The organism is Pseudomonas sp. L5B5 (assembly GCF_020520285.1).
Classification (GTDB): Bacteria; Pseudomonadota; Gammaproteobacteria; order Pseudomonadales; family Pseudomonadaceae; genus Aquipseudomonas.
On record NZ_CP084742.1, the window covers coordinates 2,767,686 to 2,793,922 of the forward strand.

The 26,237-nt window shown below is 63.6% G+C and carries 37 protein-coding genes; 3 read left to right on the forward strand and 34 right to left on the reverse strand.

What is annotated here, in order from left to right:
- Positions 1–59: 59 nt before the first annotated feature.
- The gene (gene erdR, locus LGQ10_RS12650) at positions 60–710 is read right to left on the reverse strand and encodes a response regulator transcription factor ErdR (RefSeq protein WP_058436996.1); all 651 of its coding nucleotides are present in this window, start codon (positions 708–710) and stop codon (positions 60–62) included.
- A 237-nt stretch (positions 711–947) separates the two neighbouring features.
- Here erdR and LGQ10_RS12655 point away from each other — a divergent pair, with 237 nt between their 5' ends.
- Complete coding sequence (locus LGQ10_RS12655) at positions 948–1,850, forward strand: DMT family transporter (protein WP_226525730.1); 903 nt, start codon at positions 948–950, stop codon at positions 1,848–1,850.
- Here the strand turns inward: LGQ10_RS12655 and LGQ10_RS12660 are convergent.
- Positions 1,834–2,544: a tRNA-uridine aminocarboxypropyltransferase gene (locus LGQ10_RS12660; protein ID WP_226525731.1), complete on the reverse strand. Its 711-nt coding sequence runs from the start codon at positions 2,542–2,544 to the stop codon at positions 1,834–1,836. The genes LGQ10_RS12655 and LGQ10_RS12660 overlap by 17 nt on opposite strands.
- Positions 2,545–2,734: 190 nt before the next feature.
- Here LGQ10_RS12660 and LGQ10_RS12665 point away from each other — a divergent pair, with 190 nt between their 5' ends.
- The gene (locus LGQ10_RS12665) at positions 2,735–3,160 is read left to right on the forward strand and encodes a quorum-sensing-regulated virulence factor family protein (protein ID WP_226525732.1); all 426 of its coding nucleotides are present in this window, start codon (positions 2,735–2,737) and stop codon (positions 3,158–3,160) included.
- On the opposite strand, the gene LGQ10_RS12670 is transcribed toward LGQ10_RS12665, so the two are convergent.
- A complete protein-coding gene (locus LGQ10_RS12670) occupies positions 3,161–3,355 on the reverse strand; it encodes a hypothetical protein (protein ID WP_226525733.1) in 195 nt (64 codons plus the stop codon).
- A 453-nt stretch (positions 3,356–3,808) separates the two neighbouring features.
- Here LGQ10_RS12670 and LGQ10_RS12675 point away from each other — a divergent pair, with 453 nt between their 5' ends.
- Positions 3,809–4,927 (forward strand): LOG family protein, encoded by a 1,119-nt coding sequence (locus LGQ10_RS12675; RefSeq protein ID WP_226525734.1) that lies wholly within the window; start codon positions 3,809–3,811, stop codon positions 4,925–4,927.
- A gap of 40 nt (positions 4,928–4,967) precedes the next feature.
- Here LGQ10_RS12675 and recX read toward each other — a convergent pair whose 3' ends face one another.
- The 31 genes from recX to LGQ10_RS12825 all read right to left on the reverse strand — a co-directional run bounded on the left by recX (position 4,968) and on the right by LGQ10_RS12825 (position 26,234).
- Entirely contained in the window at positions 4,968–5,435 is a 468-nt protein-coding gene (gene recX, locus LGQ10_RS12680) for a recombination regulator RecX (RefSeq protein WP_226525735.1), read from the reverse strand.
- Positions 5,436–5,443: 8 nt separating this feature from the next.
- On the reverse strand, positions 5,444–6,496 hold the full coding sequence (recA, locus tag LGQ10_RS12685; protein ID WP_226525736.1) for a recombinase RecA: 1,053 nt from the start codon (positions 6,494–6,496) through the stop codon (positions 5,444–5,446).
- A gap of 83 nt (positions 6,497–6,579) precedes the next feature.
- A complete protein-coding gene (locus tag LGQ10_RS12690) occupies positions 6,580–7,080 on the reverse strand; it encodes a CinA family protein (protein ID WP_058437004.1) in 501 nt (166 codons plus the stop codon).
- A gap of 276 nt (positions 7,081–7,356) precedes the next feature.
- Positions 7,357–7,542 (reverse strand): Com family DNA-binding transcriptional regulator, encoded by a 186-nt coding sequence (locus LGQ10_RS12695; protein WP_226525737.1) that lies wholly within the window; start codon positions 7,540–7,542, stop codon positions 7,357–7,359.
- Between the two features lie 65 nt (positions 7,543–7,607).
- Positions 7,608–8,618, reverse strand: a complete 1,011-nt coding sequence (locus tag LGQ10_RS12700) for a phage late control D family protein (protein WP_226525738.1) — start codon at positions 8,616–8,618, stop codon at positions 7,608–7,610.
- 9 nt (positions 8,619–8,627) lie between these two features.
- The gene (locus LGQ10_RS12705; protein WP_226525739.1) at positions 8,628–8,840 is read right to left on the reverse strand and encodes a tail protein X; all 213 of its coding nucleotides are present in this window, start codon (positions 8,838–8,840) and stop codon (positions 8,628–8,630) included.
- Complete coding sequence (locus LGQ10_RS12710) at positions 8,833–9,216, reverse strand: phage tail protein (RefSeq protein WP_226525740.1); 384 nt, start codon at positions 9,214–9,216, stop codon at positions 8,833–8,835. The genes LGQ10_RS12705 and LGQ10_RS12710 overlap by 8 nt, the downstream gene beginning before the upstream one ends.
- Positions 9,216–11,552, reverse strand: coding sequence for a phage tail tape measure protein (locus LGQ10_RS12715; protein ID WP_226525741.1), 2,337 nt, complete (start codon positions 11,550–11,552; stop codon positions 9,216–9,218). Before LGQ10_RS12715 ends, LGQ10_RS12710 begins: the two co-directional genes overlap by 1 nt.
- A 6-nt stretch (positions 11,553–11,558) precedes the next feature.
- The gene (locus LGQ10_RS31365) at positions 11,559–11,684 is read right to left on the reverse strand and encodes a hypothetical protein (protein ID WP_264194094.1); all 126 of its coding nucleotides are present in this window, start codon (positions 11,682–11,684) and stop codon (positions 11,559–11,561) included.
- On the reverse strand, positions 11,681–12,250 hold the full coding sequence (locus tag LGQ10_RS12720) for a phage tail assembly protein (RefSeq protein WP_226525742.1): 570 nt from the start codon (positions 12,248–12,250) through the stop codon (positions 11,681–11,683). Before LGQ10_RS12720 ends, LGQ10_RS31365 begins: the two co-directional genes overlap by 4 nt.
- 262 nt (positions 12,251–12,512) lie before the next feature.
- The gene (locus LGQ10_RS12725; protein ID WP_058436115.1) at positions 12,513–13,019 is read right to left on the reverse strand and encodes a phage major tail tube protein; all 507 of its coding nucleotides are present in this window, start codon (positions 13,017–13,019) and stop codon (positions 12,513–12,515) included.
- Complete coding sequence (locus tag LGQ10_RS12730) at positions 13,019–14,185, reverse strand: phage tail protein (protein ID WP_226525743.1); 1,167 nt, start codon at positions 14,183–14,185, stop codon at positions 13,019–13,021. Before LGQ10_RS12730 ends, LGQ10_RS12725 begins: the two co-directional genes overlap by 1 nt.
- Before the next feature lie 2 nt (positions 14,186–14,187).
- Positions 14,188–14,391: a hypothetical protein gene (locus LGQ10_RS12735; RefSeq protein ID WP_022642635.1), complete on the reverse strand. Its 204-nt coding sequence runs from the start codon at positions 14,389–14,391 to the stop codon at positions 14,188–14,190.
- Between the two features lie 85 nt (positions 14,392–14,476).
- Positions 14,477–14,734 carry a tail fiber assembly protein gene (locus LGQ10_RS12740; protein WP_226525744.1) on the reverse strand — a complete coding sequence of 86 codons (258 nt, stop codon included), beginning with the start codon at positions 14,732–14,734 and terminating at the stop codon, positions 14,477–14,479.
- 9 nt (positions 14,735–14,743) lie between these two features.
- On the reverse strand, positions 14,744–15,364 hold the full coding sequence (locus LGQ10_RS12745) for a hypothetical protein (protein ID WP_226525745.1): 621 nt from the start codon (positions 15,362–15,364) through the stop codon (positions 14,744–14,746).
- 151 nt (positions 15,365–15,515) lie between these two features.
- Positions 15,516–16,040 carry a phage tail protein gene (locus LGQ10_RS12750; RefSeq protein ID WP_226525746.1) on the reverse strand — a complete coding sequence of 175 codons (525 nt, stop codon included), beginning with the start codon at positions 16,038–16,040 and terminating at the stop codon, positions 15,516–15,518.
- The gene (locus LGQ10_RS12755) at positions 16,037–16,777 is read right to left on the reverse strand and encodes a phage tail protein I (protein ID WP_226525747.1); all 741 of its coding nucleotides are present in this window, start codon (positions 16,775–16,777) and stop codon (positions 16,037–16,039) included. Before LGQ10_RS12755 ends, LGQ10_RS12750 begins: the two co-directional genes overlap by 4 nt.
- A complete protein-coding gene (locus tag LGQ10_RS12760) occupies positions 16,774–17,769 on the reverse strand; it encodes a baseplate J/gp47 family protein (protein WP_226525748.1) in 996 nt (331 codons plus the stop codon). The genes LGQ10_RS12755 and LGQ10_RS12760 overlap by 4 nt, the downstream gene beginning before the upstream one ends.
- Positions 17,766–18,098 carry a hypothetical protein gene (locus tag LGQ10_RS12765; RefSeq protein WP_058435616.1) on the reverse strand — a complete coding sequence of 111 codons (333 nt, stop codon included), beginning with the start codon at positions 18,096–18,098 and terminating at the stop codon, positions 17,766–17,768. The genes LGQ10_RS12760 and LGQ10_RS12765 overlap by 4 nt, the downstream gene beginning before the upstream one ends.
- Positions 18,099–18,108: 10 nt before the next feature.
- Entirely contained in the window at positions 18,109–18,720 is a 612-nt protein-coding gene (locus LGQ10_RS12770) for a phage baseplate assembly protein V (protein ID WP_058435615.1), read from the reverse strand.
- Between the two features lie 3 nt (positions 18,721–18,723).
- On the reverse strand, positions 18,724–19,251 hold the full coding sequence (locus tag LGQ10_RS12775) for a hypothetical protein (protein WP_226525749.1): 528 nt from the start codon (positions 19,249–19,251) through the stop codon (positions 18,724–18,726).
- A 20-nt stretch (positions 19,252–19,271) separates the two neighbouring features.
- Positions 19,272–19,787 carry a hypothetical protein gene (locus LGQ10_RS12780; protein WP_226525750.1) on the reverse strand — a complete coding sequence of 172 codons (516 nt, stop codon included), beginning with the start codon at positions 19,785–19,787 and terminating at the stop codon, positions 19,272–19,274.
- A gap of 30 nt (positions 19,788–19,817) precedes the next feature.
- Positions 19,818–20,381, reverse strand: coding sequence for a glycoside hydrolase family 19 protein (locus tag LGQ10_RS12785; protein ID WP_226525751.1), 564 nt, complete (start codon positions 20,379–20,381; stop codon positions 19,818–19,820).
- A 12-nt stretch (positions 20,382–20,393) separates the two neighbouring features.
- On the reverse strand, positions 20,394–20,891 hold the full coding sequence (locus LGQ10_RS12790; RefSeq protein ID WP_226525752.1) for a phage tail assembly chaperone: 498 nt from the start codon (positions 20,889–20,891) through the stop codon (positions 20,394–20,396).
- A complete protein-coding gene (locus tag LGQ10_RS12795) occupies positions 20,892–21,785 on the reverse strand; it encodes a gp53-like domain-containing protein (protein WP_226525753.1) in 894 nt (297 codons plus the stop codon).
- 108 nt (positions 21,786–21,893) lie between these two features.
- Positions 21,894–22,385 (reverse strand): phage tail protein, encoded by a 492-nt coding sequence (locus LGQ10_RS12800; protein WP_226525754.1) that lies wholly within the window; start codon positions 22,383–22,385, stop codon positions 21,894–21,896.
- Positions 22,386–23,315: a phage tail protein gene (locus tag LGQ10_RS12805; protein WP_226525755.1), complete on the reverse strand. Its 930-nt coding sequence runs from the start codon at positions 23,313–23,315 to the stop codon at positions 22,386–22,388.
- Between the two features lie 139 nt (positions 23,316–23,454).
- Positions 23,455–23,961, reverse strand: coding sequence for a phage tail assembly chaperone (locus LGQ10_RS12810; RefSeq protein ID WP_226525756.1), 507 nt, complete (start codon positions 23,959–23,961; stop codon positions 23,455–23,457).
- Positions 23,961–24,881: a hypothetical protein gene (locus LGQ10_RS12815; RefSeq protein WP_226525757.1), complete on the reverse strand. Its 921-nt coding sequence runs from the start codon at positions 24,879–24,881 to the stop codon at positions 23,961–23,963. Before LGQ10_RS12815 ends, LGQ10_RS12810 begins: the two co-directional genes overlap by 1 nt.
- A 13-nt stretch (positions 24,882–24,894) precedes the next feature.
- Entirely contained in the window at positions 24,895–25,293 is a 399-nt protein-coding gene (locus tag LGQ10_RS12820) for a phage tail assembly chaperone (RefSeq protein ID WP_226525758.1), read from the reverse strand.
- A 2-nt stretch (positions 25,294–25,295) separates the two neighbouring features.
- Positions 25,296–26,234, reverse strand: coding sequence for a phage tail protein (locus LGQ10_RS12825; protein ID WP_226525759.1), 939 nt, complete (start codon positions 26,232–26,234; stop codon positions 25,296–25,298).
- Positions 26,235–26,237: the final 3 nt, after the last annotated feature.

Genomic DNA, 26,237 nt, shown 5'->3' on the forward strand with positions numbered 1-26,237 from the left:
GAAGAAGGTGTGGGGAAGCTAGTTCAACCAAAGTCAAAAAAGCGTGAACGGACAGCCGGTCAGTGGCTGGAAATTGACTCAAGTTGTTGCAAGAGCAACGCCGCCTGGGTTCGGGTCCGGACCCCCAGCTTGCGGAAGATCGCGGTCACGTGGGCCTTGATCGTCGCCTCGGACACGCTCAGTTCATAGGCGATCTGCTTGTTCAGCAACCCTTCGCACACCATGGTCAACACCCGGAACTGCTGAGGCGTCAGGCTCGCCAGACCTTCGCTGGCCGCTTTGGCTTCCTCCGAGACGCTGACCTGTTCGAAGGCCTGCGGGGGCCACCAGACATCGCCGTCGAGCACACTGCGCACGGCCTGCTGGATGACTTCCAGGGAGCTGGACTTGGGGATGAAGCCGCTGGCGCCGAACTCGCGGGAACGCACCATGACGGACGCTTCTTCCTGAGCCGAGACCATCACCACCGGAATCTGCGGATATTGGCCGCGCAACAGCACCAGCCCGGAAAAACCGTAGGCACCGGGCATGTTCAGGTCCAGCAGGACCAGGTCCCAATCGGCTTTCTCGGTCAGGCGGGTTTCCAGTTCGGCGATGCTCGCCACTTCCACCAGGCGCACATTCGAACCCAGGCCCAGCGTAACGGCCTGGTGCAGTGCACTGCGAAAAAGCGGGTGGTCATCGGCAATCAGGATTTCGTATGTGGCCATTTTTCAGATGATCCTGTTTTCATGGCAGGACTGATGCATTCAGTCCTCATCAAAGCTATTCGGGTAATCGCCAGAATGCGTTACCCAACGAGCACGAACGCCGCGAAAAACCTGAGTTAAACGGCGGTTCAAACAGCGCTGGCGCCCTAACCGGCGCCAAGCATGCCCAGCGAAGCCGGGGTGGTCAAGTTCGGAGCATTACGGCATCTTGGCCAGCTAACTGACAAGAGGGCCATCATGCGAAGCCAAGCCTTGCGTGCCGATGTCCTGATGCTGATCACCGCAGTGATCTGGGGCTCGGCCTTTGTCGCACAAACCTCTGGCATGAGCCATATCGGCCCCTTTCTCTATTCAGGTCTGCGTTTCGCCATGGGATCGCTGTGCCTGCTGCCACTGGTACTGCGCCGTTCGACCTCACGCTGCCCGCATGAACCCTTGCTCACTCGTGGCCTGCTGCAGGGCGGCATGCTCATGGGCCTGGCCCTGGCACTGGGAATCAACCTGCAACAGGTCGGGCTGATGTTCACCAGCGTCACCAACGCCGGATTCATTACCGGCCTGTATGTAATTGTAGTGCCACTGGTGGGTTTGCTGATCGGCCACAAGACCGGGCTGGGCACCTGGCTTGGCGCAGGGCTCGCTGTAGTGGGCATGTTCCTCCTGAGCGTCGGCGACAATTTCCAGGTCGCCGCAGGCGACTGGTTGCAATTGATCGGCGCCTTCGTCTGGGGTGGGCACGTGATCCTGGTCGGCCTGTTCGCCAGCAGGCATGACCCGATCCGCCTGGCCTTCCTGCAATTTGCCACCTGCTCGGTGGTGAGCCTGGTTCTCGCCCTGTGCCTGGAACCGGTCCACTGGCCTGCCATCCTCGCCGCCGGCCCGGCCATTCTCTACGGCGGCGTGATTGCCGTCGGTATCGGCTACACCCTGCAAGTGATCGCCCAGAAGGATGCCATCGCATCCCACGCGGCCATCATCCTGTCACTGGAGGCGGTGTTTGCAGCCATTGCCGGAGCCTGGTTGCTGGATGAGTCGTTGCAGACCCGCGGCTACTTCGGTTGCGCCCTGATGCTCAGCGGCATGCTGGTGGCCCAGCTGTGGCCACACAAACCCCTGGCCGGCGCTACACAAAAGGCTTGAGCCGGGCGTGGATCTCGTCATCCGGATCGATCGCCCGCTGGAACTTCGCCGACAGGTAGTGGGTGCTGAATACGTCGAGATAGGCATCCAGTGCCTGGCTGACGTGTTCATCTCCTGCCAGTTCCAGACACAATGCCGCCACTTCCGCAGTACAGAAATGGTCATCGCGCTTGGAACGACGCAGCTTGTAGCGAGAAAGCCGCTCGGAAGACAGGCTCAGCACCGGCAAGTGCTCGAGGTACGGGCTCTTGCGAAACATCTTGCGTGCTTCGCTCCAGGTGGCGTCGAGCAGGATGAACAACGGACGCTTGCCCTCCTCCCGCCGGACCTCGGTGACTACCCGCTCGGGCGCCACGAACTCTCCCGGGAACACGATGTAAGGCTGCCACTGGGGGTCGGCCAGAAGCTCCAGCAATTGCGGATTCACTTCGGTACGCGACCAATTGAACGCCGAGGTGTCGGCGATCACGTCGGCAATCAACCAGCCGGTATTGCTCGGCTTGAGCGGCTCGACATCATGCATCACCAGGCACACGGCCGAGTCGGCGGTGACCGTGGGACGCCAGGCGCACAGGCAATGACTTGGAATGACCCGGCAGCGCGGACAGCGCTCAGCCCGCGAACCTCGGGCGAAAAAGGGCTTGGCTACACGAGCCATGCGCTCCTCGCGCAGACGGGAAACCGCGTGGCTCATTGCTGACCACACCGGGAAAGAAGGGGAATCGACACAAAAATGACTCGAAAGGAGAAAAGTCGCTGGAGTTTATCAGAGCTATCCCTGCAAACCTGTACCGCCCTTGTGACTCTGCACCTATAATCCGACGCCACTGAACGCACAGTCGAGCGACTGGTCGAAGCATCAGTCACTGCACCAGGAGAGTTTCATGTTGCGCTTTACCATTCCTACCGTCGCCCTTCTGCTGGCCTTGCCCCTGGGTGCCCAGGCTGCATCGTTGCAAGAGTTCGAACTGAGCAAGATGCTGGAGAAGGTTGCGGCGGACAGCAGCATCGGCACTCCCCGGGAAATCAACGAGAACATTCTCGACCAGGGTTATACCGTTGAGGGCAAGGAGCTGATCAACCACTTGAGCGTCCAGGCTTCCCATGCTGCACAGATGCGCGCCAACCCCAAGGCCGTCTACCTGCAACTGGGCGCCAGCGTCTGCCGCAACCCCAACTATCGCAAGCTGATGGCCAAGGGTGCAGTCTTGCGCTACGAGTTCACTGAAAACCGCACCAACCGTCCTGTCGCCTCGGCACGCTTCCAGGAGTCGGACTGCCCGGCGCAAGGCGTGCAAAAGAAGAAATGATCAAGTACGGGTTGCGCGCCGCTGCTGATCATCGGCGCGCAATTCCGCCACAAGCGCCTGCAAGTACGGCGAGGGTCGCTCCTCTCCCGCCAAGCGACGGCGACACTCCTCCTCCAGGCTCAATCGATGGGCCACCGCAGCCTCCTGCAATAGCTGGTAAAGCTGTGGGTCGATTTCCAGCGTGACCGTGGTCATCCATCGCCTCCATGCCCCTGGCCTGCGCCGACAATAACCAGGCAACCCTCACTTCGAGGGTGCTCTTGAACCCGGCGCTTTCGCTTAGTAAATCAGAGCTTCATAGCATTGCCGCACCTTCGGATAAGCGGCTCTCGCACCTGAAAAACCAGCAAGAAGCGGTTGCCAGCCAAGACGTCATGAGCACATGATCGAATTATGTTCGAACGTTCCCATCGATTGCCTTGGGGCGGGTCAGGAGACCGCCAATCGTGTCTTGCAGTGCGAGTTTTTCTCAAATAAAGGAAAGCAGAACCTCTGAAGGCGAACCGCTCACGGCCAACGATTGCCAGCCGTGACCAGCTCGAAGAACTGTCCAGGCGGCCAAGCCAGGCAGGCAGCGACACAGGCAGTGTCGTGGCGCGATCGGACACGCCGAGCGCGCATCAGATTCTGTGCAGAAGGAGAAGCTGAATGCCCTACCAAACGAATGACCTTTTAGCCCGTCATTTTCAAAGCAACGGCGTCGATCTCACCAGCCAGGTCGAAGAGCAACTCAACCTGATTGCCCCCAACAGTCCGAATATTCCCCTTTATCGTGACATGGTCCTTACCGTCCTGAGGATGGCCGAGGACGATCTCAATCGCTGGAACGCCAAGATCACTTTGCAGGCATTGCGAGAGCTGGAACATGCCTTCAGGGTGCTGGAGCAATTCAAGGGACGGCGCAAAGTGACAGTCTTCGGCTCGGCACGTACCCCCAGTGAACATCCGCTGTATGCCATGGCCAGGGAACTCGGGGCAGCCCTGGCCCGCTCGGACCTGATGGTCATCACCGGTGCCGGCGGCGGCATCATGGCCGCAGCCCACGACGGCGCCGGGTTGGAACACAGCCTGGGTTTCAACATCACCCTGCCCTTCGAACAGCACGCGAACCCGACAGTGGGTGGCACGGAGAACCTGCTGTCGTTCCACTTCTTCTTTACCCGCAAACTGTTCTTCGTCAAGGAAGCCGATGCCCTGGTACTTTGCCCGGGTGGCTTTGGCACCCTCGATGAAGCGCTGGAAGTACTGACCCTGATCCAGACCGGCAAGAGTCCATTGGTGCCGGTGGTACTGCTGGACTCTCCCGGAGGGCAGTTCTGGCAAGGCGCCCTGGATTTCATCCAGGGCCAGCTGGAGGCCAACCGCTACATCCTGCCCAGTGACATGAAGCTGATGCGCTTGGTGCACAGCACCGAAGAGGCCGTACAGGAAATCCAGCAGTTTTATGCCAACTTCCATTCCAGCCGCTGGCTCAAGCAGCAGTTCGTCATCCGCATGAACTACAACCTCAACGAACAAGCCCTGGAACAGATGCAGGTCGAATTTTCCGACCTGTGCCTGAGTGGCCAGTTCCAGCAACATGCCTACAGCGCCGAAGAGCAGGATGACGCGCAATTCAGCCATCTGGCGCGGCTGTCGTTTGCGTTCAAGGCCAGAGACAACGGTCGGCTGCGGGAGTTGATCGACTTCATCAACCTGCCACATAACTGGTCCAGGCAGCAGTCCAGGACAACGCAACGAGAAAGGGAAACCAGCAAGACCGACTGATCCGCGCCAACGCCCGTTGTCTCATGCAGCGGGCACCGCCTCAATCATCCAGGCTGCGACGACTCAACAAGCGACTGATCATGTCCATGGAGTATCCGCGATACCCCAGGAAACGCCCTTGCCTGGCCCGCTCCCGGGCATCCACCGGGAATTGCCCGGAGAACTTGCGCTGCCAGACGTCCCTTAGCTGCTCCTGCCAGTCAATTGCGCACTCACGCAAGGCAAGTTCGATATCACTGCGTTGCAAGCCACGTTGGCCAAGCTCTTCACGGATGCGCACTGGCCCATAACCCGAACGGGCACGATAGGAGATGAAACTTTCGAGATAACGGGATTCGGACAACAACCCTTCTTCCGTTAGACGGTCGAGGGCCGCTTCGATCATTTCAGGAGGAGCGCCGCGCTGACGCAACTTGCGCGTCAGCTCGACTCGACCATGCTCGCGTCGCGCGAGCAGGTCCATTGCAGTTCGCCGCACTGCGACGAGGGTATCGAGTACGGCGATCATGGGAGCAATCAGAGATCAGCGTCAGCCATATCGTCTTCGGTTTGTTTGACCGGAGCAGCCTTGGTATCCGGAGAACCGCTCAACAGCTTGTCGCGGATTTGCTTCTCCAGCGCATTGCCGATCTCCGGGTTGTCTTGCAGGAACTTGGCCGAGTTGGCCTTGCCCTGGCCGATCTTGTTGCCCTGATAGCTGTACCAGGCACCGGATTTCTCCAGGAAGCCGTGCAGCACACCAAGGTCGATGATCTCGCCATTGAGGTAGATGCCCTTGCCGTAGAGGATCTGGAACTCGGCCTGACGGAAGGGTGGAGCCACCTTGTTCTTGACGATCTTGACTCGGGTCTCGCTGCCCACCACTTCGTCGCCTTCCTTGACTGCGCCGGTACGGCGGATGTCGAGACGAACCGAAGCGTAGAACTTCAGGGCGTTACCACCGGTGGTGGTTTCCGGGCTGCCGAACATCACGCCAATCTTCATGCGGATCTGGTTGATGAAGATCACCAGGCAGTTGGCGTTCTTGATGTTGCCGGTGATCTTGCGCAGAGCCTGGGACATCAGGCGGGCTTGCAGGCCCACGTGCATGTCGCCCATTTCGCCTTCGATTTCAGCCTTGGGCACCAGGGCCGCCACGGAGTCGACGATGATCACGTCCACCGCGTTGGAACGCACCAGCATGTCGGTGATTTCCAGAGCCTGCTCGCCGGTGTCTGGCTGGGAAACCAGCAGGTCGTCGACATTGACGCCCAGTTTGCCGGCGTATTCCGGGTCCAGGGCGTGTTCGGCGTCGACGAACGCACAAGTAGCACCAGCTTTCTGTGCCTGGGCGATGACCGACAGGGTCAGGGTAGTCTTACCGGACGACTCGGGACCGTAGATTTCAACGATACGGCCTTTCGGCAGGCCGCCAATGCCCAGAGCAATGTCCAGACCCAGAGAGCCGGTGGAAATGGCGGGGATCGCCTGACGGTCGTGATCGCCCATACGCATTACGGCACCCTTGCCGAATTGACGTTCGATCTGACCCAGGGCCGCAGCCAAGGCTTTCTTCTTGTTGTCGTCCATTAAAGTCCTCACGTAATCAATAAGGCCTGACGGCCAACACCTGTATAAGTAGCCAGTATTATTCCACAGCGTTCGAGGATCGCCTACCCCTGATTTGCGATTTCTGCCGCCGCATGTTGCAGCAACCCCTCTAGGGCGGCCTTCACCGTTTGTCGGCGGACCTCGTCGCGGTTGCCCGGGAAGTGCCGACACTCGGTAATCAGACGCTCTCCCACGCCCCAGGCCAGCCATACGGTACCCACGGGCTTTTGCGGCGAACCGCCGTCCGGCCCGGCGATACCGCTGACCGCCACGGCAAAACGCGCATGACTGCGGGCCTGGGCCCCGCGAACCATGGCCTCCACCACCTCATGGCTGACCGCTCCCACCGACTCGAAGAGCCCCGGCGGCACCCCGAGCTGCTCGGTCTTCTGGCGATTGGAGTAGGTCACGTAACCGGCCTCGAACCAGGCCGAGCTACCCGGAACCCGGGTGATGGCCTCGGCAATCCCGCCGCCGGTGCAAGACTCTGCCGTACTGACGTGGGCATTGAGAACCTGCAGGCGACGGCCAAGTTCCGCAGCAAGCTGGGTGATTTCTTTCACGTTGATCTCCTGATGAGGCGGGCATGTGCCTAACCTACACCAGGGCCGATGGCTTGCAAGTGACACGCCGTCTCAGCGTGCCACGCCCAGCACCTAACTCTGCTGCAGCCCCCTGGGGACGGCCGCGAAGCCCGGCCTACAGGCCAGACTCCTGACACCATCACTAGGGCACCTCGCAGCATGCCGGCCCTGGGCGGTGCAAACAGGATGGCCACAAACCTGGAGCAACAGCCCCGTCGCTGCTGCGCCAAGGCGAATGGTGCAAAAAGGAACGGCTCAACTGCCTTCCAATGAAACATGATCCGCGGTCGCCAGCGCTTCCCGCCCAGCCAACCGCTCGTGGCTCAAGCCCTTCACATGATTCAAGGTGCCGCAACGCGAGCACTTGATCTGGAGTTCCGTAAATTCGCCCACCCGGGCGAGCAGTCGCTTGCAATGACCGCATCTGCATTCTTTGAGCATCTTTCAATTCCCTTGATTTCAACCGCCCTTGCCTGCCAGGCCCGGGACGAGCGCCACCGCAGCACCTAGACACCAATGCAACTGGCCTGGATCAGGCAGCGATAGCTCTTTTCATGACTGCCGCCGGCAGTCACCTTGTCGATCGACCAGCGCCCCCGCATGAACCCCGGCCAGCTCGAATCCAGCAGCAAAAGGCCCTCGGCCGCCAGTGCTGGGTTGCCCGGACAATCGATGTTGACCTTGCGCGCCGCCCGCTCCAGCTTGCGTATCTCGCCTTGCGCCGCCGCTCGCGCCTCGGCCTCGCTCTGATACCGCTGGCGCAAGGTCTTGAACGGCTTGAGTCCGATGCTCAGCCGCCGTTCCCGGCCCGCTGCGCCATCCCACCAGGCGGTGATGCAGCCCTGGTATTTCATCCGCGCACTCTCGTCGAGCGTGGCGCTGATGAAGGCCCGGTCTCCCGGACGGTTGTCATGGGTGACGCTGAGGATCACATCCTCCAGCGGCTGGCCCGAGAGGGACTTGACCTGGCCACTGCGGGCCAGCACATAGAGCCCGTTGATCGGCTTGGTCACCGCATCGTGACGCCGGGCCAGGCGCGTCAGGAACCCCATGTCGGTCTCGTTGGACTGGTCGACATGCTCGATGGACAGACCGTCGAGCTCCGGCGCCACCCGGGGTGAAAAACCATGCCGGCTGACCAGTTGGCGAAACAGCGCGCCAAGGGTCGTGGGCCCGTGGCTGGCACTGCGGCGCTGGCGAAACCCGCTGTCATCGGCCTCGCTGAAGGGCGCGGCGGTCGCCACCAGCTTCAAGCGCATGGGAAACAGCAACGGTGTGCGCTGGTTCACCACGAACAGCCCCTTGTCCACCAGGCCGGTTTCCCGATAACCGACCCGCAAGCCGATCTTGCCCCCCAGGCTCGGCAAGCCCTCCAGGCCCTCGATATCCAGGGTCAGCTTGAGCTGGTCGGACTCGATGCCCGCGGCATCGACATGCTCCCAGTCCAGCAAGCGCTGCATGATCAACTGCGCATTGGCCCCGTAGATCTCCACCACGGGCGTGAATCCAAGTGTCATGTGACCTCCTCAATCCCAGGCCGAAACCGGCGCCAGCACCTGCGGCCGCGCCTGCACTTCGGGCAGTACCACCCAGACACCCGCCGGCAGCACCGGCCCCCGCTCGGCCAGTCCGGGATTAAGTCGCCAGAACGCCTCTTCGACTTCGTCGTCGCTGCGCCCCAGCTCCCGATACAGCAACAGGTTCGCCGAATCGCCAGCGATGCTTCGAGCCCTACGCATTGACGAACTCCTCCAGGTCCAGCACCCAGTCGACCAGCATCGCCGTGCCATCGTCGATGACAGCGCTTTGGGTTTCATTGACGGTCTTGATCACCCAGCGCCCCCAGTTGCGCCCCACGCCGTCGATCAACGGCAAGGGCACGCAACGCGCCTGCAGCGCCCGCAACTCATCGAGCCGCTCCATGGCGAGGCCATGCATGGCCTTGCCGGTGATCTTCAAGGTTTCCAGCTTCTGCCCGCCCTGATGGGTACGCGGCTTGCTGACCAGAATGTTCAGCGCCGTCCAGCCGCCATCGGTGGTGCGCACTAGGGAGTCATAGGCGAACCCCCGGGACAGGCCAAAGATGAAGTCTCCCAATGCCATCTGCTGTTTCATCACGCCACTCCATCGGTCAGCGCCGCGCCACGGCGCACGGCGAGTGAATCGCCCATCAGCGGCAGCCACTGCGCCTGCAGTTGCTGCACCACCCGGTCGGCCAGTTGCTGGGCACTGGCCTGGTCCTGCCCGTAGATCTGCACCACCGGGGCAAAATTGATCTGCCGGTTGTCCGCCTGCGCTGCCGCCAGGGTCTGACTGACCGCTGCGGGCTCGGCGAGCCGATCCGCCTGGCGGCCAAGCTTGTCACCGAGCCAGGCACCGGCTTCGCCGCCGGCCAGGCCGCCCAACGCCCCACCCAGCAGGCCACCGATGGCTGTCCCGACACCGGGGAAGATCAGCGTGCCGAGCGCCGCTCCGGTACTCGCCCCGGCATAAGTGCCCGCCAGGCCGCCGCCGACCGAACCCACGGCGGCCCCGACCTTGGCGGAATCTCCGGCACGCCAGCCCTGGACCACCTCGACTCCGGCCTCGATCAGGCTCAAGGGCCGGAACAACTTGCCCATCAGCTTGCCTGGGGACCCTGCTGGAAGTCGCGGCGCCTTGCCAGCGAAGCGCCGGCCCACCGTGGAACTCACCCGTTCAGCGGCCAGGCGCGCCATGGCTGCCGCTCGAGTGACCAGCCCGGACGTCGCCGTTGCCAACCGCGAGGACCACTGGCCGGCGCTGGCAGCAACCCGGGCAGAAGCCTGCCGGGTCATCGTCGCCAGCCGGGTTCCCAGGCCAGACACCGTCGCACTCAACCCCCTGCCAGCCGCTTGCACGGCGGCCGCACTCCTGCCCGCCAGGCTCGATACGCTCGAAGCCACGCGGGAGAACACCGGGCCCAGCCGTGAGCGAATCCCACCGCCGCCGGCACCTCCCGCCGGGGGCCGGGGGCCGCGAGCCTTCTTGCCCAACGAGAACAGATCACTGATATCGCTGTAGAGACCCTTGAGCTTCACCGCCGCCGAGACCGCGGCCACCGATACCGCCAAAGCAGCGGCGACATGGGGCAGCATCTGCGCCAGCTCACCGAGTTTCTGCAACACCGCGCCAGCGCCAGTCAGCGAGCTGCCATAGTCCGCCAGTACCGCCGAACCCACGGAGCTCTTGAAGCCATCGACCTGGGCATCGAGCCGGTTCCACTGGGCCTGGGGTGTTTGTGCGGCCTCCTGGGCAGCCTTGGCCAACGCCCCCCGGCCATCACGCAGCGAACTGGCGTACTGCGGCTTGTCCGCCACCAGTGCAAAGGCCTGTGCCAGCCCGTCCAGGCGTGGCAACAGCGCCTGCAACGCACCGTTGTCAGCGAACAGCTGCGCGGCGATGGCGCCCTGGCGTTCGACCGGCTGGGCCTGCAACGCCGCCAGCACCACCTGGATCGTCTGCGGCGCCTGGGTTTGCATATCGTGGGCCACGGTTCGTGGATCGAGCTTGAGCTCACGCCACGCCTCACGCTGCTCCGGCAAGGCCTTGTCACCCTGGGCCAGGGCCTGGCTGAACTGGGCGAATGCCACGCCGGCACTGGCCTGGTCGGCCCCGGATTTGAGCAAGGCCGCCAGCAGCGCCGCCGCTTGCTCAGGGGTCATGCCCGCGGCCACACCGCTAGCGCCATGACGGCCGAGGATCGAACCGATGTCCGCCGCCGAAACCTTGAGCCCGCTGCCCAGGTGCTGGGTGGCATCGGCCAGGTCCAGGCGCTGGGCACGATCGAGCTGCATCGCGCTGCGCCAGCCCAGCAGCACGTCGCCGGCCTGCTTGACCTTCAACTCCAGCCCCGACCCGAGCAGCGCGGCATCCCGGGCAAAGTCCAGCACCTGCTGCGGCTGGTACTGGGCCGAGGCGCCCGTCCCCTCGACGCCAACCCCGGCCTTGGCCGCCGCCAAACCGACCCGCAGCAGGTCGGTGGCGGTGGCGCCGGTGGGCGCCACCAGCGGCTCGTTGGCCAGCTTGATGTGCTGCTCCACCATCTGTCGCTGCTGTTCGGCGGTCAGCGGCAGCACCCGCTTGAGCTCCACCATCGCGGTCTCCAGGCCGATGGCCGGCTTGAGATGGCTCAGGGACCCGTTGTCCAGCACCGAAGCCCGGGGCGCCTGCGCCGCAGCGGGTCCGGCCAGGGCCTGGCGGTCATTGAGGGTCATCAGCAACGAACGCTGGGACACCAGCACGCCCCTGAGGGACTCCACCACCGCCAGCAGCCGTTCCTGCCCGCGAACCAGCTGCCTGAGTCCGCCGCCAAGGACGCCATCGCCCTCCGGCAGAGGGGCCGACCACTGCATGGCCGCCTCGACATTGGCGGACAGTCCGCCGGCCTGCTGCACCGCGGCGAACCTCAGGGAAAAATTACCTTGTGCCATCGCACGCTACTCCTTGTTCAGGCCAAGGCGGGTCATCGCTATGTCGTAGCGACGCAATGCCTTGCCGGCGTCCCACTCCAGGATCTCGACCTCGGTGACCGAGTAGATCAGCGGCACCACATCGAGAATCACCTCGATGTCGCGCTGCGAAAGAAGTCCGCCGGTTTGTTTAAAAAATCGTCGATGCGCACCTGCAACTGGGTCCAGTCGGGCACGGTCAACGTGGCGAGATCCGGGATCATCAAACCGGTGCAATGCGCGGTGATGAACTCGGCCCGCTCCTTGGGCGTCGCCAGTTTCTTCATCACCTTGGTGGCCCGCAGTGCCGGCATTTCCAGGGTCAGCGACGTCCGGCTCTGGCCTGCCAGATCCAGCGGCAACAGCAGCGGTACCTGGTCCGGATCGACCTGCTCGTCCTGCTCCAGGAAATAGGCAGTCGGCCGGGTCGACATATCGTGTACGTACTGGGCAATGCTCACGTAGTCCGGACGCTTGAGCTGGTCCAGCTCCTTGTCAGAGAGCCCCGTGGCGAGCTTGGCCAGGGCGAAGAACTGATCGTCTTCATCATCCCCGGCACGGGCCAGGGCGTCTTTTTGCGCCGCGTAGAACAGCGGCTTGAGCGCAATCCGCTCGAGGGTGCAGCCATCGTCGCCGGTAATCGGCGTGAGCAGCACATGGACCGGAGGTGTCCAGGACATGGGATCAATTCCTTGGAGAAACAAAAACGCCGCCGGCGACCAGTCGGTCAGGCACCGGCGACATGGAAGGCTAATGCCGATCAGTCAAGGAACGTGTAGGAGCGAGGCTTGCCCGCGATGGCGTTGAGAGCGCTGCATGCATCCAGTAAACACGCGCTACCGTTAACGACCATCGCTAGCAATCGAGCGTCGACCGGCTGCTCCTGCAGGGGATCACCTCGCTTGACTGACCGGCGTTGGCATGGAGGAAGAGTTGCGCCGTTTAAGGCAGCAGCACCGCGCGCCGCGCAGCGCCGAGGATGTCGACCCCGTTGAGCATGAACTTCTGGGTGCGCACATCGACGTCGATCACCGGCACGCCGTTTTCCAGACGGTTGTAGGTACGGCAGCTCAGCTCCAGGGTGGTCTTGGGCTGCTCGCCCATCTTCAGCGTGGCCTCTTCCAGCGACTTCAGCTTGCCGCCCACGGTGTGGTAGATGAAGTAGGTGTTGCCGTCCTGGTCCTGCCCGGCTTCCCGGACGTTGAGCAGGATGTCGTCGCCGACGCTGACGCCCAGGGCCAGCATGATTTCCGGGCCTGCGCCCTGCAGCACCAGCTTGGCGCCCAGGACCTTGCCACCCTTGGCCATTTCCTCGCCGATGAAACGCCCACCACGCATTTCCTGCATCTCGAACTCGATCTTCGGTGGCGTGAACTCTTCCACCGTCGCCGACAGCGGCAGGCCTTGCAGGGTGGCCGCGATGGCCTGTCTGACTCGGTTGGTAAACATTAGAGAACGTCCTCCAGGAACTGCTCGATGATTTCATCGCGGGCATTGAGTTGATAAATCATGTGCTCGTTCGGCGCGTAGCGGCCGTAGTCGATGACCACGTACCAGGTGCCGTTCTTGTACTTCTCGACGCTGTTGAGTTCGGGATGCAGGTAGACCTTGCCACCCGGGATGGTCTCGTCGGCCACCAGGGTCTGCAGCCAGTCGTTGATGCGCTTGACCTCCTGGTCCATGAACGACTTGGTCAGGTTCTTGGCCATGGCTTTCTGCCCGGCCTTGACCAGCTTGCGGCTGATGGCGTCTTCCAGGCCCACGTAGCTGATGAACTTGCCGGTGATCGAACGGTTGCCCAGCAGCGAGAAGCCGCCCAGCACGGTACGTGCGTAGTAGCTGATGCCATAGCGGTTGAGCAGGTCGCCCTCGGTGGAGGTGTCGAGGATGTTGTATTCGACGCTGCGCGAGACATCTTCGGCGAAGGTCACCTGGTTGCCCGGGCTCTCCCACTGCTTGACCTTGGCCAGCGCCGCGATGGCCAGGCTCGAAGGCGCCAGGAAAACATTGGCCTTGGCCGCCTTGGAGTACACCGCCGGCAGGTTGTGCACCACCAGGCAACGGTCGAAGCCAAGGTCGGCGCCGCCCAGTTCCTTGCTGTACGCCACCTGGTCGGCGACCGAGGCATCCTTGCCATCGAGCACCACCCGCGCCTTGATGCGCTTGCCGAACGCGGCGAACTCACCGGCCACCGCCTTGCTGCCGGTGAAGCCCGGCGCGCCGATGATGGTCAGGTCCTCGGGCACGCTGCTCAGGGCCGCCAGGCCCAGCTTGCGCCCGGTCACCGCCTCGTCGCCGCCGATCACGTTGTTCAGGGTGTCGGCCGGGGTCGCGCCCTCGTCGACGATCACCACGTAGACCGGCACCTTGACCACCTTGAGGATCTGCAGCACCGCCTGGAACAGCGTGCCGGCCTCGGCGCCGGAGGGGTCCAGCAGCGCCTGGGTGCTGAAGTTGCTGATGCGGATCGGCGTGTTCTTGGCCAGCGAGGCATGGGCGTTGGGCGCGGTGCCCACCAGGCCGATGACGTTGTCGCCCAGGCCACCCATGGCCTCGGGGGATTCGCTGGCATTGACGGTGATACCGTTGTGCTCGAAGTTCAAAACCTCAGCCATGGTCAGTCAGCCTTCTTGGTCGCGGCCTTGGCGGCCTTGGTGGATGGGGTCTGCGCCGCGAGGACGCTGGTCAGCTCCAGGCGCCCGGCACTGCGCAGCGCGCTGGCCTGGACATCGAGCAGGTCGAGTTCTTCGCCGACGCTCGACCAGTGCCCACCACCGGTGGGGAATGGCACGAGCACGGTGTATTTCTGGCGGATAGCCATGTGCATGTTTCTCCAGAGACAAAAACGCAAAAACCCCGGGACGGGGCTTTGTTCAGGCGTAAAAAAACCGCTTGCGCGGCGTAGGTCACTTCACGAAGGCGGGCAGCGCCGGCCACTTCAGTTGCCCAGGAGGGGCGGCTTGCTGGGTGATGTCACGCAGCGCCTTGCGGTAGGCCGTCACTTCGGCCCGTTGTGCATCGGTGGCCGGATAATCGGGCAACTGGGTGAAATCCGTACTGCGCAGCAGTTGGTCGCGCCGGCTGCGCACAGCGGCCCACTCGATGTCCACGGTCGGCTGGGCCAGGGGCAATCCAGCGTTTTCAACTTGAGGGGTGTCGGTCATATCGGTTCCTTAACTAAAAATGACGGTTTCGGCCAGCGACAACTTGCTTTTCAGGTCACCCAGGTTGAACAGGCGACCGTTGCCCACGCGCATGGTGTCGATACGCACCGTGGTGTAGTAGATGTTCGGCACCAGAATCCGCATGACTACGTTGCCGTTGGTATCGGCATAGACCGCCGGCGTCATGTTGCCGAAGGTGGAGACGCTATGCAGGCTGCGAATGGGCTGGTAGCAGTAGCCCACCAGGGTCTCGTCGATGATCTTCGCCGTCCCGTAGCTGTAGCCCTTGATGTTGAACCAGAACATTTCCGAGTTGGTGTTGATATTCAGCGGCACCTTGAAGTGCATGTAGACGTTCTGAGTGGTGCCCAGGTCGGTAGAGGTGAAATCCCCTTGCGAAGTATTGCCCTGGATACCGCCGGTGCCATACACATGCCCCTGGAACAGGTTGCGGCGAATGGTGCCCAGCGCCGCGGGATCACCCTCGACATCCTTCAGATTGCGCCACTCGTTGAACTGCGCCAACGCCGTGGCCATGGTGGCGTTGATGCTGCCGATCTTGCCGTTGACCACATTGGTCAGGTTGTTGGCCGCCGTAACCAGCGACGCGATAGTGGTTTCCAAGCCCATATTCAAAGCTCCTGTGTTGATTGATATTCCGACAAGTCACTCACATGCAGTGACTTGTCGTTCGAGAACAGCTATGCGCACCGGCAAGTGACACTCGCAGGACAACTCAATGAACGGTTCGGGTGAAATCCCCGGAACGCTTTCCGTGTTCTTACTTGCCCTCGAGTTTCATGACCCGAAACAGCAAGTCCACCTGGCGAGACATGTTGTCGATGTCCGCCGTTGCCAGTACCGCCACTTCCTCGCCCAGAAGGATGTTCAGGTTCTGCGTACCGACCACCACCGTGACGCTCCCCGTGGGCAGCGGGGAAATGTCCAGGGTGAACTCCTGGATCAGCGATGAAGCGGCGGACTTGTAGGAAAGCATCTTCCCGGGTTCGGAATAGGTCGCCAGCAGCGTGCCGCTTTCGAGAAAGAAGCCGAAAGAACAGACTTCGTACTCCTGCTCGCCCCTGAAGGCCGCTGCCAGGCGAATCTGGCCTGGCGAGATATCCTCGCTGTCGCTGATCTCCACCCGGTGCACTTCATTGGGCAAGGCCGTGAGCGCCGCATCTGGCGCAAAACTGCGAGTGCCGATGGCGCAGTGGGTGATCTTTCCCTGTATTCCCTGTTTTTTTGCCGACACCAGCTCGGCCAATCCGGCGCGGGTGTAGGTGACGATTCGGCTGTTGCTCATGCTGTAGCTCCAAGACTGAGTTGATTGAGGGCGCACAGATGCAGAGCGCCGCCGGCCTCGCACCCGCTCGCCAGTTGTGCGGACGGTTCAAGGTGGCCGGCCAGTTCCACCCACGCCCGGGTCACGGTCTTGCCCAAGGCCCCTGACGCACGAGTCCCGGCACGCAGCGTCGGAATCGGGGGCAGCACACCGGTGCAGGCGGCGGCCGAAGTCATCAATGGCCGGCTCAATGCCCCGCTGATAGCCGTTGAGCTGGCGAATTCCAGCTGGAAAGCGATGGACATCTCATCGCGCTCACTCTTGGCATCGTTCAAGCGCCGGATCAGTCGAGCGTGATCACCCGCGCGCCAGTCGCGCAGTACTCGTGCCACCACTTCAAAGCTGTAGGGCGAGCCTTTGGGAACATGCTCGTACCAGGCGGTGATCCTGGGGGTGTACTCCATCGCCTCGACCGCGTAGGTCAGCGCCTTGCGCGTCCCCGCTTGTCGCAGGGTCGCCCAGGAGAGGGCGACGGTCAGGCGCTTCTGCGATTCACTGCTGTCGGTGTCCCATTCACCCACCCCCCGGTCGGCCGCCAGATAAGGCAGGAACGATGCGGGGGTCCGGGCCGGGTCCAAAAGCTCGGGAAAAGGCGGACTGATCCGCTCCAGCAACTTGCCGAAGCCGATATCCAGGGCTTTTTCCAGGGCCGAGCTGTTGCCCGGCAACAAGCTTTGCGGGTCAGCTTGCTGGCTCATAGGGTCCGGACCTCGACGTCGATGCCGGTACAGAACGGCGCCTGGAACGCCGAGGTGACGATGGGCATCGTGGGTTCGAGGATTTCCAGTTGCACCGCTCCGGCCTTGTGCAGGTTGTAGTCGATCCAGCTAGGGTCGACCCGGCCTTCCAGGCGATGGCTGGCATCGGCATACGCTTGCAACTGCTGCTGCGCCGCCACCTTGGTCAATCCCGAGTCGGGGCCGGGGTTGATCTTGACCAGCACCCGAATCCTGTAGGGTTTGATCTGTGCCCCCTGCACCGTCACCAGGTCGGTTTCGGGTCGCACATCGGGGCGGGAAAAGTGCGCCCGGACCCGCTCCAGCAGCGCCGCCGACGGCGTACCGTCGCCTTGGCGCGACAGCACCGTCACCATCACCTCCCCCGGCGCCGTGCGGCGGGCGTTGCCATCCTTGACCTGGGCGGCGAAGCCATCCGGGTCGAAGGTGTAGGTGACCGTCACCACCCCGGCGTCGCCGGAGTCGACCTTGACCACCGGCCGCTCCCCCAGGGTGAAGATCTCCCGTCGATACTGCATGCGCGAACCGGCCGCTGGCGCATGGGGCGCCAGGTAGTAGCGCAGTCGTGCATCGTCGTCGCTCTCGTACACCGGCGGCACCGGCGGAAAGGCCTGGTCGTCGCCCGGCACCAGCAATTGGCGCTCCAGGCCCATGTCGGCCAGGCGCGCGTCCAGGTTGCTGCCGGTGGCCCACCACGCCAGCATCTGGCGGATCCGCGCGTTGTACTTGCGCTCGTGGGTCTGCAGGCGCACGCAGAAGGCCTCGAGGGCCATGGTCAGCAGCTCGCTCTCGTTGTCCAGGCTGGTGCGCAACCTGTCCGCCTGCGCCGGGGAGCGAGCGGCGACATAGTCAAGGACGAAGGCCTTGAACTCGGCCAGCAACGGCTCGAACTCGTCGACCTTGACGATCTCCGGCTCTTGGAGCTGGTTCTGCCCGGGAATCAGCATGCTCATGTCACCACCTCGAAGGATTGCCGGCGGTTGTTCCAGGTCCCGGCGAAGCGCAGCAGCAGGCCCGCGCCCTGGCGGCTGGCGACAATGACCTCGGGCTCGAAGTCGGCGATGCCGTTGGCCTTGTTGTAGAACGCCTCGGCAGCACGGCTCTGGGCCAGGACCAGCAGGTCGTCGCCGAGATTGCGCCCCAGCAACTGCGGGATCAGCGAGCCATACAACGGTCGCTTCTGCCGGGTGCCCAGGGGGGTGGTCAGCGCTCGGGTGGCACGCTGGACGAATTGCAGCCAGTCATCGACCGCTGCCCCGGTGTGTCTATCAACGCCGATCATGGCGAACTCCTTATGCGGTACTGATGACTCGGCCCTGGTGCTCCACCAGCGGGCCACGCAAGTGCACGCCCCCGGCGTCCAGCCGCAGGCCGCTGGCGCCCAGGCTCAGGTCCACGGCATCGGCGGTCATCACCAGGCGGGCGTTGCCCAGGCTCAGGTCCAGGGCTTCACGGCTGCCGCTGAACGCCGCCGGGCCGTTGCTCCAGGTCAGGGTGTGGCTGGTGTCGTCGTAGCTGCTCTGGCTGCCGTCGCGGTATTGCCGACGAGTCAGGCCGGCAACGGTGGAAGCCGGGGGAAAGCGCTGGCTGTTGAGCCCGAACAAGGCCACCGACTGCCCACCGCCCTCCCCCGCGCCGTGGTTGAGCAACAGGCACTGCTCGCCCACCGATGGGATGCGCGACTCGCTCTGCTCCCCGGCACTGGGGTTGAAGAACCGGATGGCCGGGGTCAGCAGGTCGCCATGGCTGACCCGGCAGGTATTGCTGGCAGCATCCACCGAATGGCAGACACCGATCCGGCAGAAGCTCTCGGCACGCCGATGCAGGTCATCCAGCTCGGTTTCCATCTCGGCCAGGCGCTCGATGATCGGCGCCAGTTGCACCCTCAGGAAGGCATCGAACATGGCTCAGTCCTCCAGGGCTCGGTATTGGCTCGGATCGTCGATGCTGGAGACTTCCCAGCGGCGGGCGAACAGTGGCTTGCCAACGGGATCTTCCAGCAGCGGCGGGCCGAGGTAGATCGCCTGGTCGAAACTCAAGGTCCAGGCCTCATGGGTCGGCTGCGGTTCGCTCGCGACCGAGGGCAACGCGACGAGGTTACCCGGCGCGCCGCATTGCTCCGCCGACCAGCCCCAGCGGTTGTCCGCCAGCAGCGCCATCAGGCGGCTGGCCAGGTCGCATGCGGCAAGCGCCGCCCCCTGGGCCTGGCGCGGCACCCGCACCTGCACGGCAATGCGCAGCAACTGCGCCTGGCGCCCCTGGCTGGAGCGCGGGGCCTGCTGGTTGTGCTCCAGGTCCAGCCACACCCAGGGCAGCTCGGCGCTGCTGTCCAAGCCCTGGCGGCTGCCGACCTGCAACCCCGGCTCGGCCTCGCGCAAACCGCGCTCGATGGCCTGCAACAGGTCGGAAGGTTTACGAATATCCGGTACGGACATGAAGATCTCCTGTTGCACCTTCAGGGGTGCCGGGCCACTGCCGGTCCGCCCTGCAACAGGGCCTGCGACTCGCGAACCCACTGCTGCAATGCCTTCAGTTGCTCGGCGTTGGCGTGGCACTGGTTGTAGTTGTCGACGACGCTGGCGGCGACGGTAGAGAGTGCAACACCCGAGGCGGCGCCATCAGTGTCGCGGGGGCCTGCGGCCACGGGCAGGTTGGCGGCGCCGGCGTCGTGCACCCGGACAAAACCGCCAGGCACCACGCAAGCGCTATCAGCGGCTTGGGAAACATAGATGGGGATCTCCTTGGTAATGGTCGCGCCCGCTTGGTAGACCTTGACGATGCGGTCGACGTACTCGACCACCACTTTCTCCTTGACCGTGCCCAGGGCCTGGCCCTGCTCGAAGGACTGGCGCAGGCGGGCCTCATCGAGCACGTGGTTCCTGCTGCGCTCACTGCCGGCCCCGGTCACGTAGCCCAGGGCATAGAGCAACCCGGCCATGATCGCCACGGCCAGCCAACTACGAATGTTCATGCTGATTCTCCTTGGCGCAGGCCTGCGGCCTCAGGCTGCCGGCAGGCCCATTGCCGAGCGCGCCCGGCCCCAGAGCTGGCGACGATCTTCCAGGCCGTTCAGGCCGCCATTGATGAGCCGGGTGATGGCGTTGAATTCGTCACGATCGGCCAGGGCATTGAGCCCCGCCCGTTCCCAGAACCAGGCCGCCGATTCGGCGGCCCATTGCGCCTGTTCCAGCAGCTCGGGCAACTCCAGCAGGCGTTCGTCACCGAACAGCCCGAGGCTGCACTGGCGATAGTTGCTGCGCCCGGTGACCTGGATCAGCCCACGCCCGCGATAGCGCTGGCCGTCGCCATCGGCCTCGGGGGTATTGCCCAGCCGCGCGGCCAGGGTGCCGGTGTCGTACTTGCTCAGGTACTGGTCGCTGCCCAGCTCGCGCACGTATTGCAACTGCCCGGACTCATGGCCGATCTGCGCCAGGAACGCCGCCTGGCGCTTGGGCGTGTCGATCTGCCGGCGCGCCATGGCAGCGTTGAGCGGGGATACGAAAACGCCCGCTTGGCGGCGGGCGTTCGGCATGATCTTGAGCAACTGCTCTTCAGTGATCGGCATAAGGGATTCCTTTCATTTGTTCTTTCCTCGAAACAGCGCGAGCAGTGGGTTGGACGAGGTCCTGGACTCGGTCGAAATCGATTCGCCAACCGTCAGTTGCGGGCGCAGCGCCTGCTGCGGAAACACTTGCTGGACAGGCCAGTCGCGCAATTGCTGGCGATACTGCTGCACGCTGGCGAACTCACTAGCTGACAGGGTCGTTTCGACACCCGCCTCTATCTGGTCACGGTGCCTGGCTACCACCCCATCGGTTTGCAGCAACTGCGCGTCGCGCCAGCTACGCTCGTTCTCCTGTAGCCACTGCGCATCGGGGGCCGGCAAGTCCACCAGCACCGGGTAACCATCTTCCCTGGCGGCCATTCTCTTCGGGCTCAGGGCCAGCTCGCTCAACAGCGAATGCCAGTAGCGTTCGGGCACTTCGACCACGTCGTCCGGCATGTCGCTGCCATGGATCGCCGGGAGGTAGGCACCACAGGTGCTTGGGCTGAAAAAGATCGTCGAGTTGTTCATTCAGTACCCCACCACTCGGTAATAGATGAGCCACTGCGAGCTGTTCCCCAAGTGGTTGAAAACCCTCAGTTGGCAACCTTGGTTGGTCACCTTGTTCCAAACCGCAATCACCATGGCTGCACCGGTGCCTGCATGGTTGGCCACAATGGAGCGCACGCCATTTGGAAAGGCAACCGGAAAGGTGACGTAGGCATCACCGGATTCGTTGCTGGTGCAAATCCCCCATTGATCGATGATGCCGCTCGGATGTCGTTGAAAGCCCGAAGCACCATACGAAGCGCTGAACATGGGCGAATACTTCAGCGCGGCATCGCCGTCGTCCAGGGTCCAGCCATGGTCATACAGGTTGCGCCGGAACACCGCCCGGGTACCCGAGGTGAAAACCATGGAACCACCCGCAGCCACCGCGACCGCAGACAGGCTATCCCCTTGGAAGCTTTGCACCTTGAATGCCCCGCCCCAGCCAAACACCGTGACCAGGCCACCGGGCGCCACCGCCGCCCACTCGGGCAAGGTCACGGTCACCGGGGCCGTCAGGGCGATCAGCTTGCCGACATCACCAGGGGCCAGGGCCACGTCGCGATCATAGTTGTCTTGCCCTGCATAGCTGCCCAGGGCCCGTTGCACGAACTCGGTGGTCGCGACCTTGCTACTCGCATCGAACTTCGGCGCCGTATCGAAAGCGCCCTTGCCACGCAAGGCCGTCAGCAGCTGGTTATTCACCCCTTCGACCGGTGTGGTACCCGAGGCCCGGATAACGTTCAGCAACTCTTCGGTCACCGAGTTGCCCCAGTTCGCGGAAATCAGCGAGCCGGGCGTTCCCGCCACGGCGTCCTCATCCACGAACCTGCCGTTGACCAGGCCAACGCTGGGTACGCTCCTTGGATAATCCATTGTTTCACTCCTGCCATTTCTGGCGTCTCGACTGACGAGCGCAGTTTCGCCACCCAAGGCAGCGCTCGATCAGGACAGTTCACGCTGAAGATGAATATCAGTGCCGCATCAGGACGATGCGTCCGGGACCGGTTGCGCGGGCTTCCTGGCCCGGGTGCGCTTCACCGCGGGAGCCGCGGTGGGTTCCGGCACTGCTTGCACAGGACGCTTGTCGCTAGCGGGGAACTCGTCCTGGGCCGGCCACTGGCGCAACAGTCGCCGGTAGTCCTGCAGGCTCTGGAACTGGGCCGCCGACAAGGTGGTACCGCCACCGGCATCCAGCTCATCGCGATGGCGTGCCACCACGCCGTCGGTCTGTTGCAACTGCCCGTCGCGCCAGGTTCGCTCGATCAGCGCCTGGGTCTCGGGGGCGGGGCCCGGGCGCTCCACCAGGATCGGTCGACCCAGCTCGTCGGCGGCGATGGCCTTGCCCTGGCCCTGGCCTTCGAACAGCTTCTGGTATTCCAGGTCGGTGATCTTCACCGCCTGCTCCAGCAGCGCCGGTTCATGCTCGTCGGAGCACAGGAAACCCAAGGTCTTCGCTAGAAAATACTTGCTCATTCAATACCCCCAAACCAGGATGCGGCCGCCAAGAGGATTGGGCACCGGTGCGTTGTTGCCGATGATGTCCCGGGCCTTGGCCACCACCACTGCCTTGTTGCTGCTGGACAGGTCGAAGGCCCAGACCGTGGTCCGGCCTGTGGCTCCCCAGCCCAAGGGATTGAGTTCGTTGGCAATACCTCCCAGCACTGCGTTGGGAAACTGGATAGGCAGCGAGACGATCATGTTGCCGTTGCTGTCGGAGCCACCGGCAATCCACTGGACGATCAGGCCACTGGGCAACTTCTGGTAACCCGTGCCGTCCATCAGGCAGGCAAAACCCGGCATATGGCGCATCGGTACGCTGCCCAGCAATGCCGTCCACTCGCCATTGAGGTGTTTGACCAGCACCACCGAATCGCCCACGCCGAACTCGAAGCTGCTCAGGTAGCCATTGCCGACGGCGATCTTGTCGCCACCATTGACCACCACAGTCATGGCCCCGGTACCGGTGTTCATCAGGTACAGGGCGCTACCGTTGGCGATGGCCGGCCCGGCCGCGGGCAAGGTGATGCTGTAGCCGCCATAACCGAAGCGCACGCAACGACCGATGTCGGCGGCGGTCAGGGTGGTGGCCGCGTTGTACACCGCCACATCGCGCAGCGAGCCCAGGGCCCGTTGCACGAACTCGGTGGTGGCCGCCGACTTGCCGTTGTCGAACTGCGGTTTGGTCTGGAACAGCGCGCCGCTGCGCAGCGCCGTGATCAACTGGTTGTTGCTGCCTTCCAGCGGAGCGATGCCCGCCGCCGAAAGCACGTTGAGGATTTCATCGGTGATCGCGTTGCCCCAACTGGCCGGGATCAATGATCCCGGAGTGCCGGCAACCGGGTTTTCATCGATGAACCGGCCATTGACCAGCCCGGAGCTGGGTACGCTTTTTGGATAGTCCACGTGTGATGTCCTGATACGACGCTTGCCCCCTGAGCGCCCCATTGCAGCTCGGCTCGATGAGCGGCGAGGCCGGGGCGGCCCCGAGGTGGTGGGCAAGCGTCTTGGGATGATTAAAAAGTGGCTCGAGGCTTCGAGCCGTTCATGGGGCAGGCAGCCAGTCAGGGGCTTGCGGGCGCGCGGCCACGGCCGGAAAACCCTGGGCGTCGGGCCATTCACGCAAGGCCTGGCGATACTCCAGCAACTGCAGGTACTGCTGCGCGCTAAGGCTGGTGCCGCGGCCCAGGTCCTGTTCATCGCGGTGCCGGGCGGCCAGCCACTGGCTGCCCTCCAGGCTGTCGCTGCGCCATTGGCGTTCACGGGCTTCCGCGCCCTGGGCCACCACCTCGGCCACGTGGGCGCGGGCCATGGTTTCCAGCTTTTCGCCTGGCAGTGTCAGCAATGGCTCAACCACCGGCTCGGTTGCCTCAGCCGCCGAAGCCGGCACTGGGCTGGCCTGCAACTCCATGCCCACCTGCACTTCGCGCCCCGGGGGCACAGGGTGGATGGACGCGAGGAACTGCGGGGCGAACAAATCAGTGATGGCGTAGTCGCCGGTCTCGATCAACTCGACCACCACGCCCCCTTCTACACGGGCATAACGGGCCATCACGCGTACTCCCAGATTTCACAAAAGCCATTGCCACCGGCACCGCTCAAGCAGGCGGCAGTGGTGTTAGACGAGCAACTACCACCACCACCCGAACCGCGACTTCCTGCAAACCCCGGAGTATTAAGACCCGTAAGGGGAGCGCCACCGTCGAACGGACTAGCCCCACCAAAACCTGCCGCTGTTCCCCAGTTCGGATTGCTCATGGCATATCCACCCTGCGTACCTCGAGCGCTGACAAGATTGCCGCCAGTTACAGAACTGCCCCCCATACCCCCATGTACAAAGTTAATAGTGGTCGAGGCTAAGGTAAGCACCTGCCCACCCTGACCTCCGGTTGCGCTCATGTGGCTACCAAAGGAACTACTGCCTCCCGTGGTGCCCGCGACTGCACGCGCCTCGCCACCGGCACCTAGGGTAATGGGCACCCCCGCCAGCATCTGTGAGGTCACATCGAACAAGCCCTCGGCATAGGCGCCAGAACCACCGCCGCCGCCCACGGTGAAACTACCTGCGGGCACCGGCTGGCAGCCACCGCCCGAACCACCGGCGCCCACCAGGCGTACACGAATGCGCTTGGCCCTGGGGTCGGGTCGATACAGGGTGATGCCCAGCGTTTCGAACTGCTTCACCGCCAGCAGGCGGCCGCTGGCATCGGTGATGCCGTAGCCGCCCAGGGTGGTGGGGGTGTTCTTCAAGCGCTTGAAGTCGAGCAACTCGCCAATGGCCTGGGTCAGCTGGTCAGTCTTGCGTTCATCCGGCACCAGGCCGGCCGCCTTGATGACGTTGAGGATCTCCTGGGTAACGCCATTGCCCCAGTCGGCGGGAATCAGCGATCCCGGCGAGCCGGTCAGCGGGTTTTCATCGACGAAGCGGCCATTAACCAAGCCCGCACTGGGTACGCTTTTCGGGTAATCCATGGTTCATGTCCTGTCAGTGGGGCAACTTCGCCAGCCACTTGGGCGGCTCGGGTCGCGCTTGGGTTTGCGGTTCGCTGGCCGAGGCCGGCCAGTCCCGCAGGGCCTGGCGATAGGCAAGCAGCTTGGCGAACTGCTTGCGGCCCAGAGACGCCGAGGCGCCGACGTCGAGCTCATCGCGATGGCGAGCCACCAGCCAGTCGGTCCCGGCCAGCGTTGTGCGGCGCCAGTCACGCTCGGCCTGCAACTGCGGCGGCTGTGGTTCGGCGGCAAGGCTGTCGGCAGCCGGGCTGAACACCTCGTCCTGGTAGAGCCAGCCGACGGTCACCGCAAGACCTGGCGGCAGCTCGACACCACCGTCGATATCGCCGCTCACCAGGGCCGTCACCACGCCCTGTTCGATAATGGCTTTCATCCCTAGGCCTCCCATCTGACGCGGACGTTGATTAGGCCCTCGGCACTCAGGTTCTGTGCCCAGGCAATGATCAGTACGCGCCCCATGTAGCGATCGCTGAAGCCCCCAGCGGGCATGGCCGATGTGACCGAACCAAGGCCACCGCCCGTGTCTTCCGCGACTACGCCGTAGTCGGTCTTGACGTTACCGTCGTAGTCCAACAGCCCGGAAATATAGGCGCGAGGTTTCCTGGCCCAGTTCAGGGGCAGCGAGTAACTGCCGCGAGCCCCGGACCAGACCCCCACGGCTTCCAGCCGCGCCTTGTTGGCCAACAAGGTCAGCTTGGGCAAGGTCCCGGCACCAGCGGTAACCACCTTGGCCACCAGCATGTCGATACAGGTGGAGTCGAAACCGCCTCCAGAGGCGCCGGCGGCGCCCTTGAGTGCAGGGGGAACGGCATCGTTGTCGGTACCCTTTTGCAGGTAGCAACCCAGCGCCCCGCCCATGACCTGCATGCGCAAGAAATAGGTGCTGTTGATCTCCAGGTCGGGGGACATCCAGGGCACGCTGTACAGCGCCCGCGGGCGGGCGGTGATGCCCACCAGGGCTTCTTCGCCGAGGCTGACCAGTACCCCGCCGGGCACCATGACCGTGCCGCCCGCCGCAGCCGTACCCGGCGTCACCGCGATACGCCCATCGGCGCTGGCCACGGTGGGAAACGCCAACGCCGCGAGGGGCTGGGCATCCTGGGCCAGCACGCTCTTCAAGGCCTTGAGCAACTGGTCCGATTCGCTTTCGGCTGGCGTGATGCCCGCCGCACGAATCACATTCAGCAACTCCTCGGTCACGCCATTGCCCCAGGCGGCGGTGATCAGTGAACCGGGGGTTCCGGTCAGCGGGTTTTCATCGGCGAACCGGCCGTTGACCAAGCCCGCACTGGGTACGCTTCTGGGAAAGTCCATTAC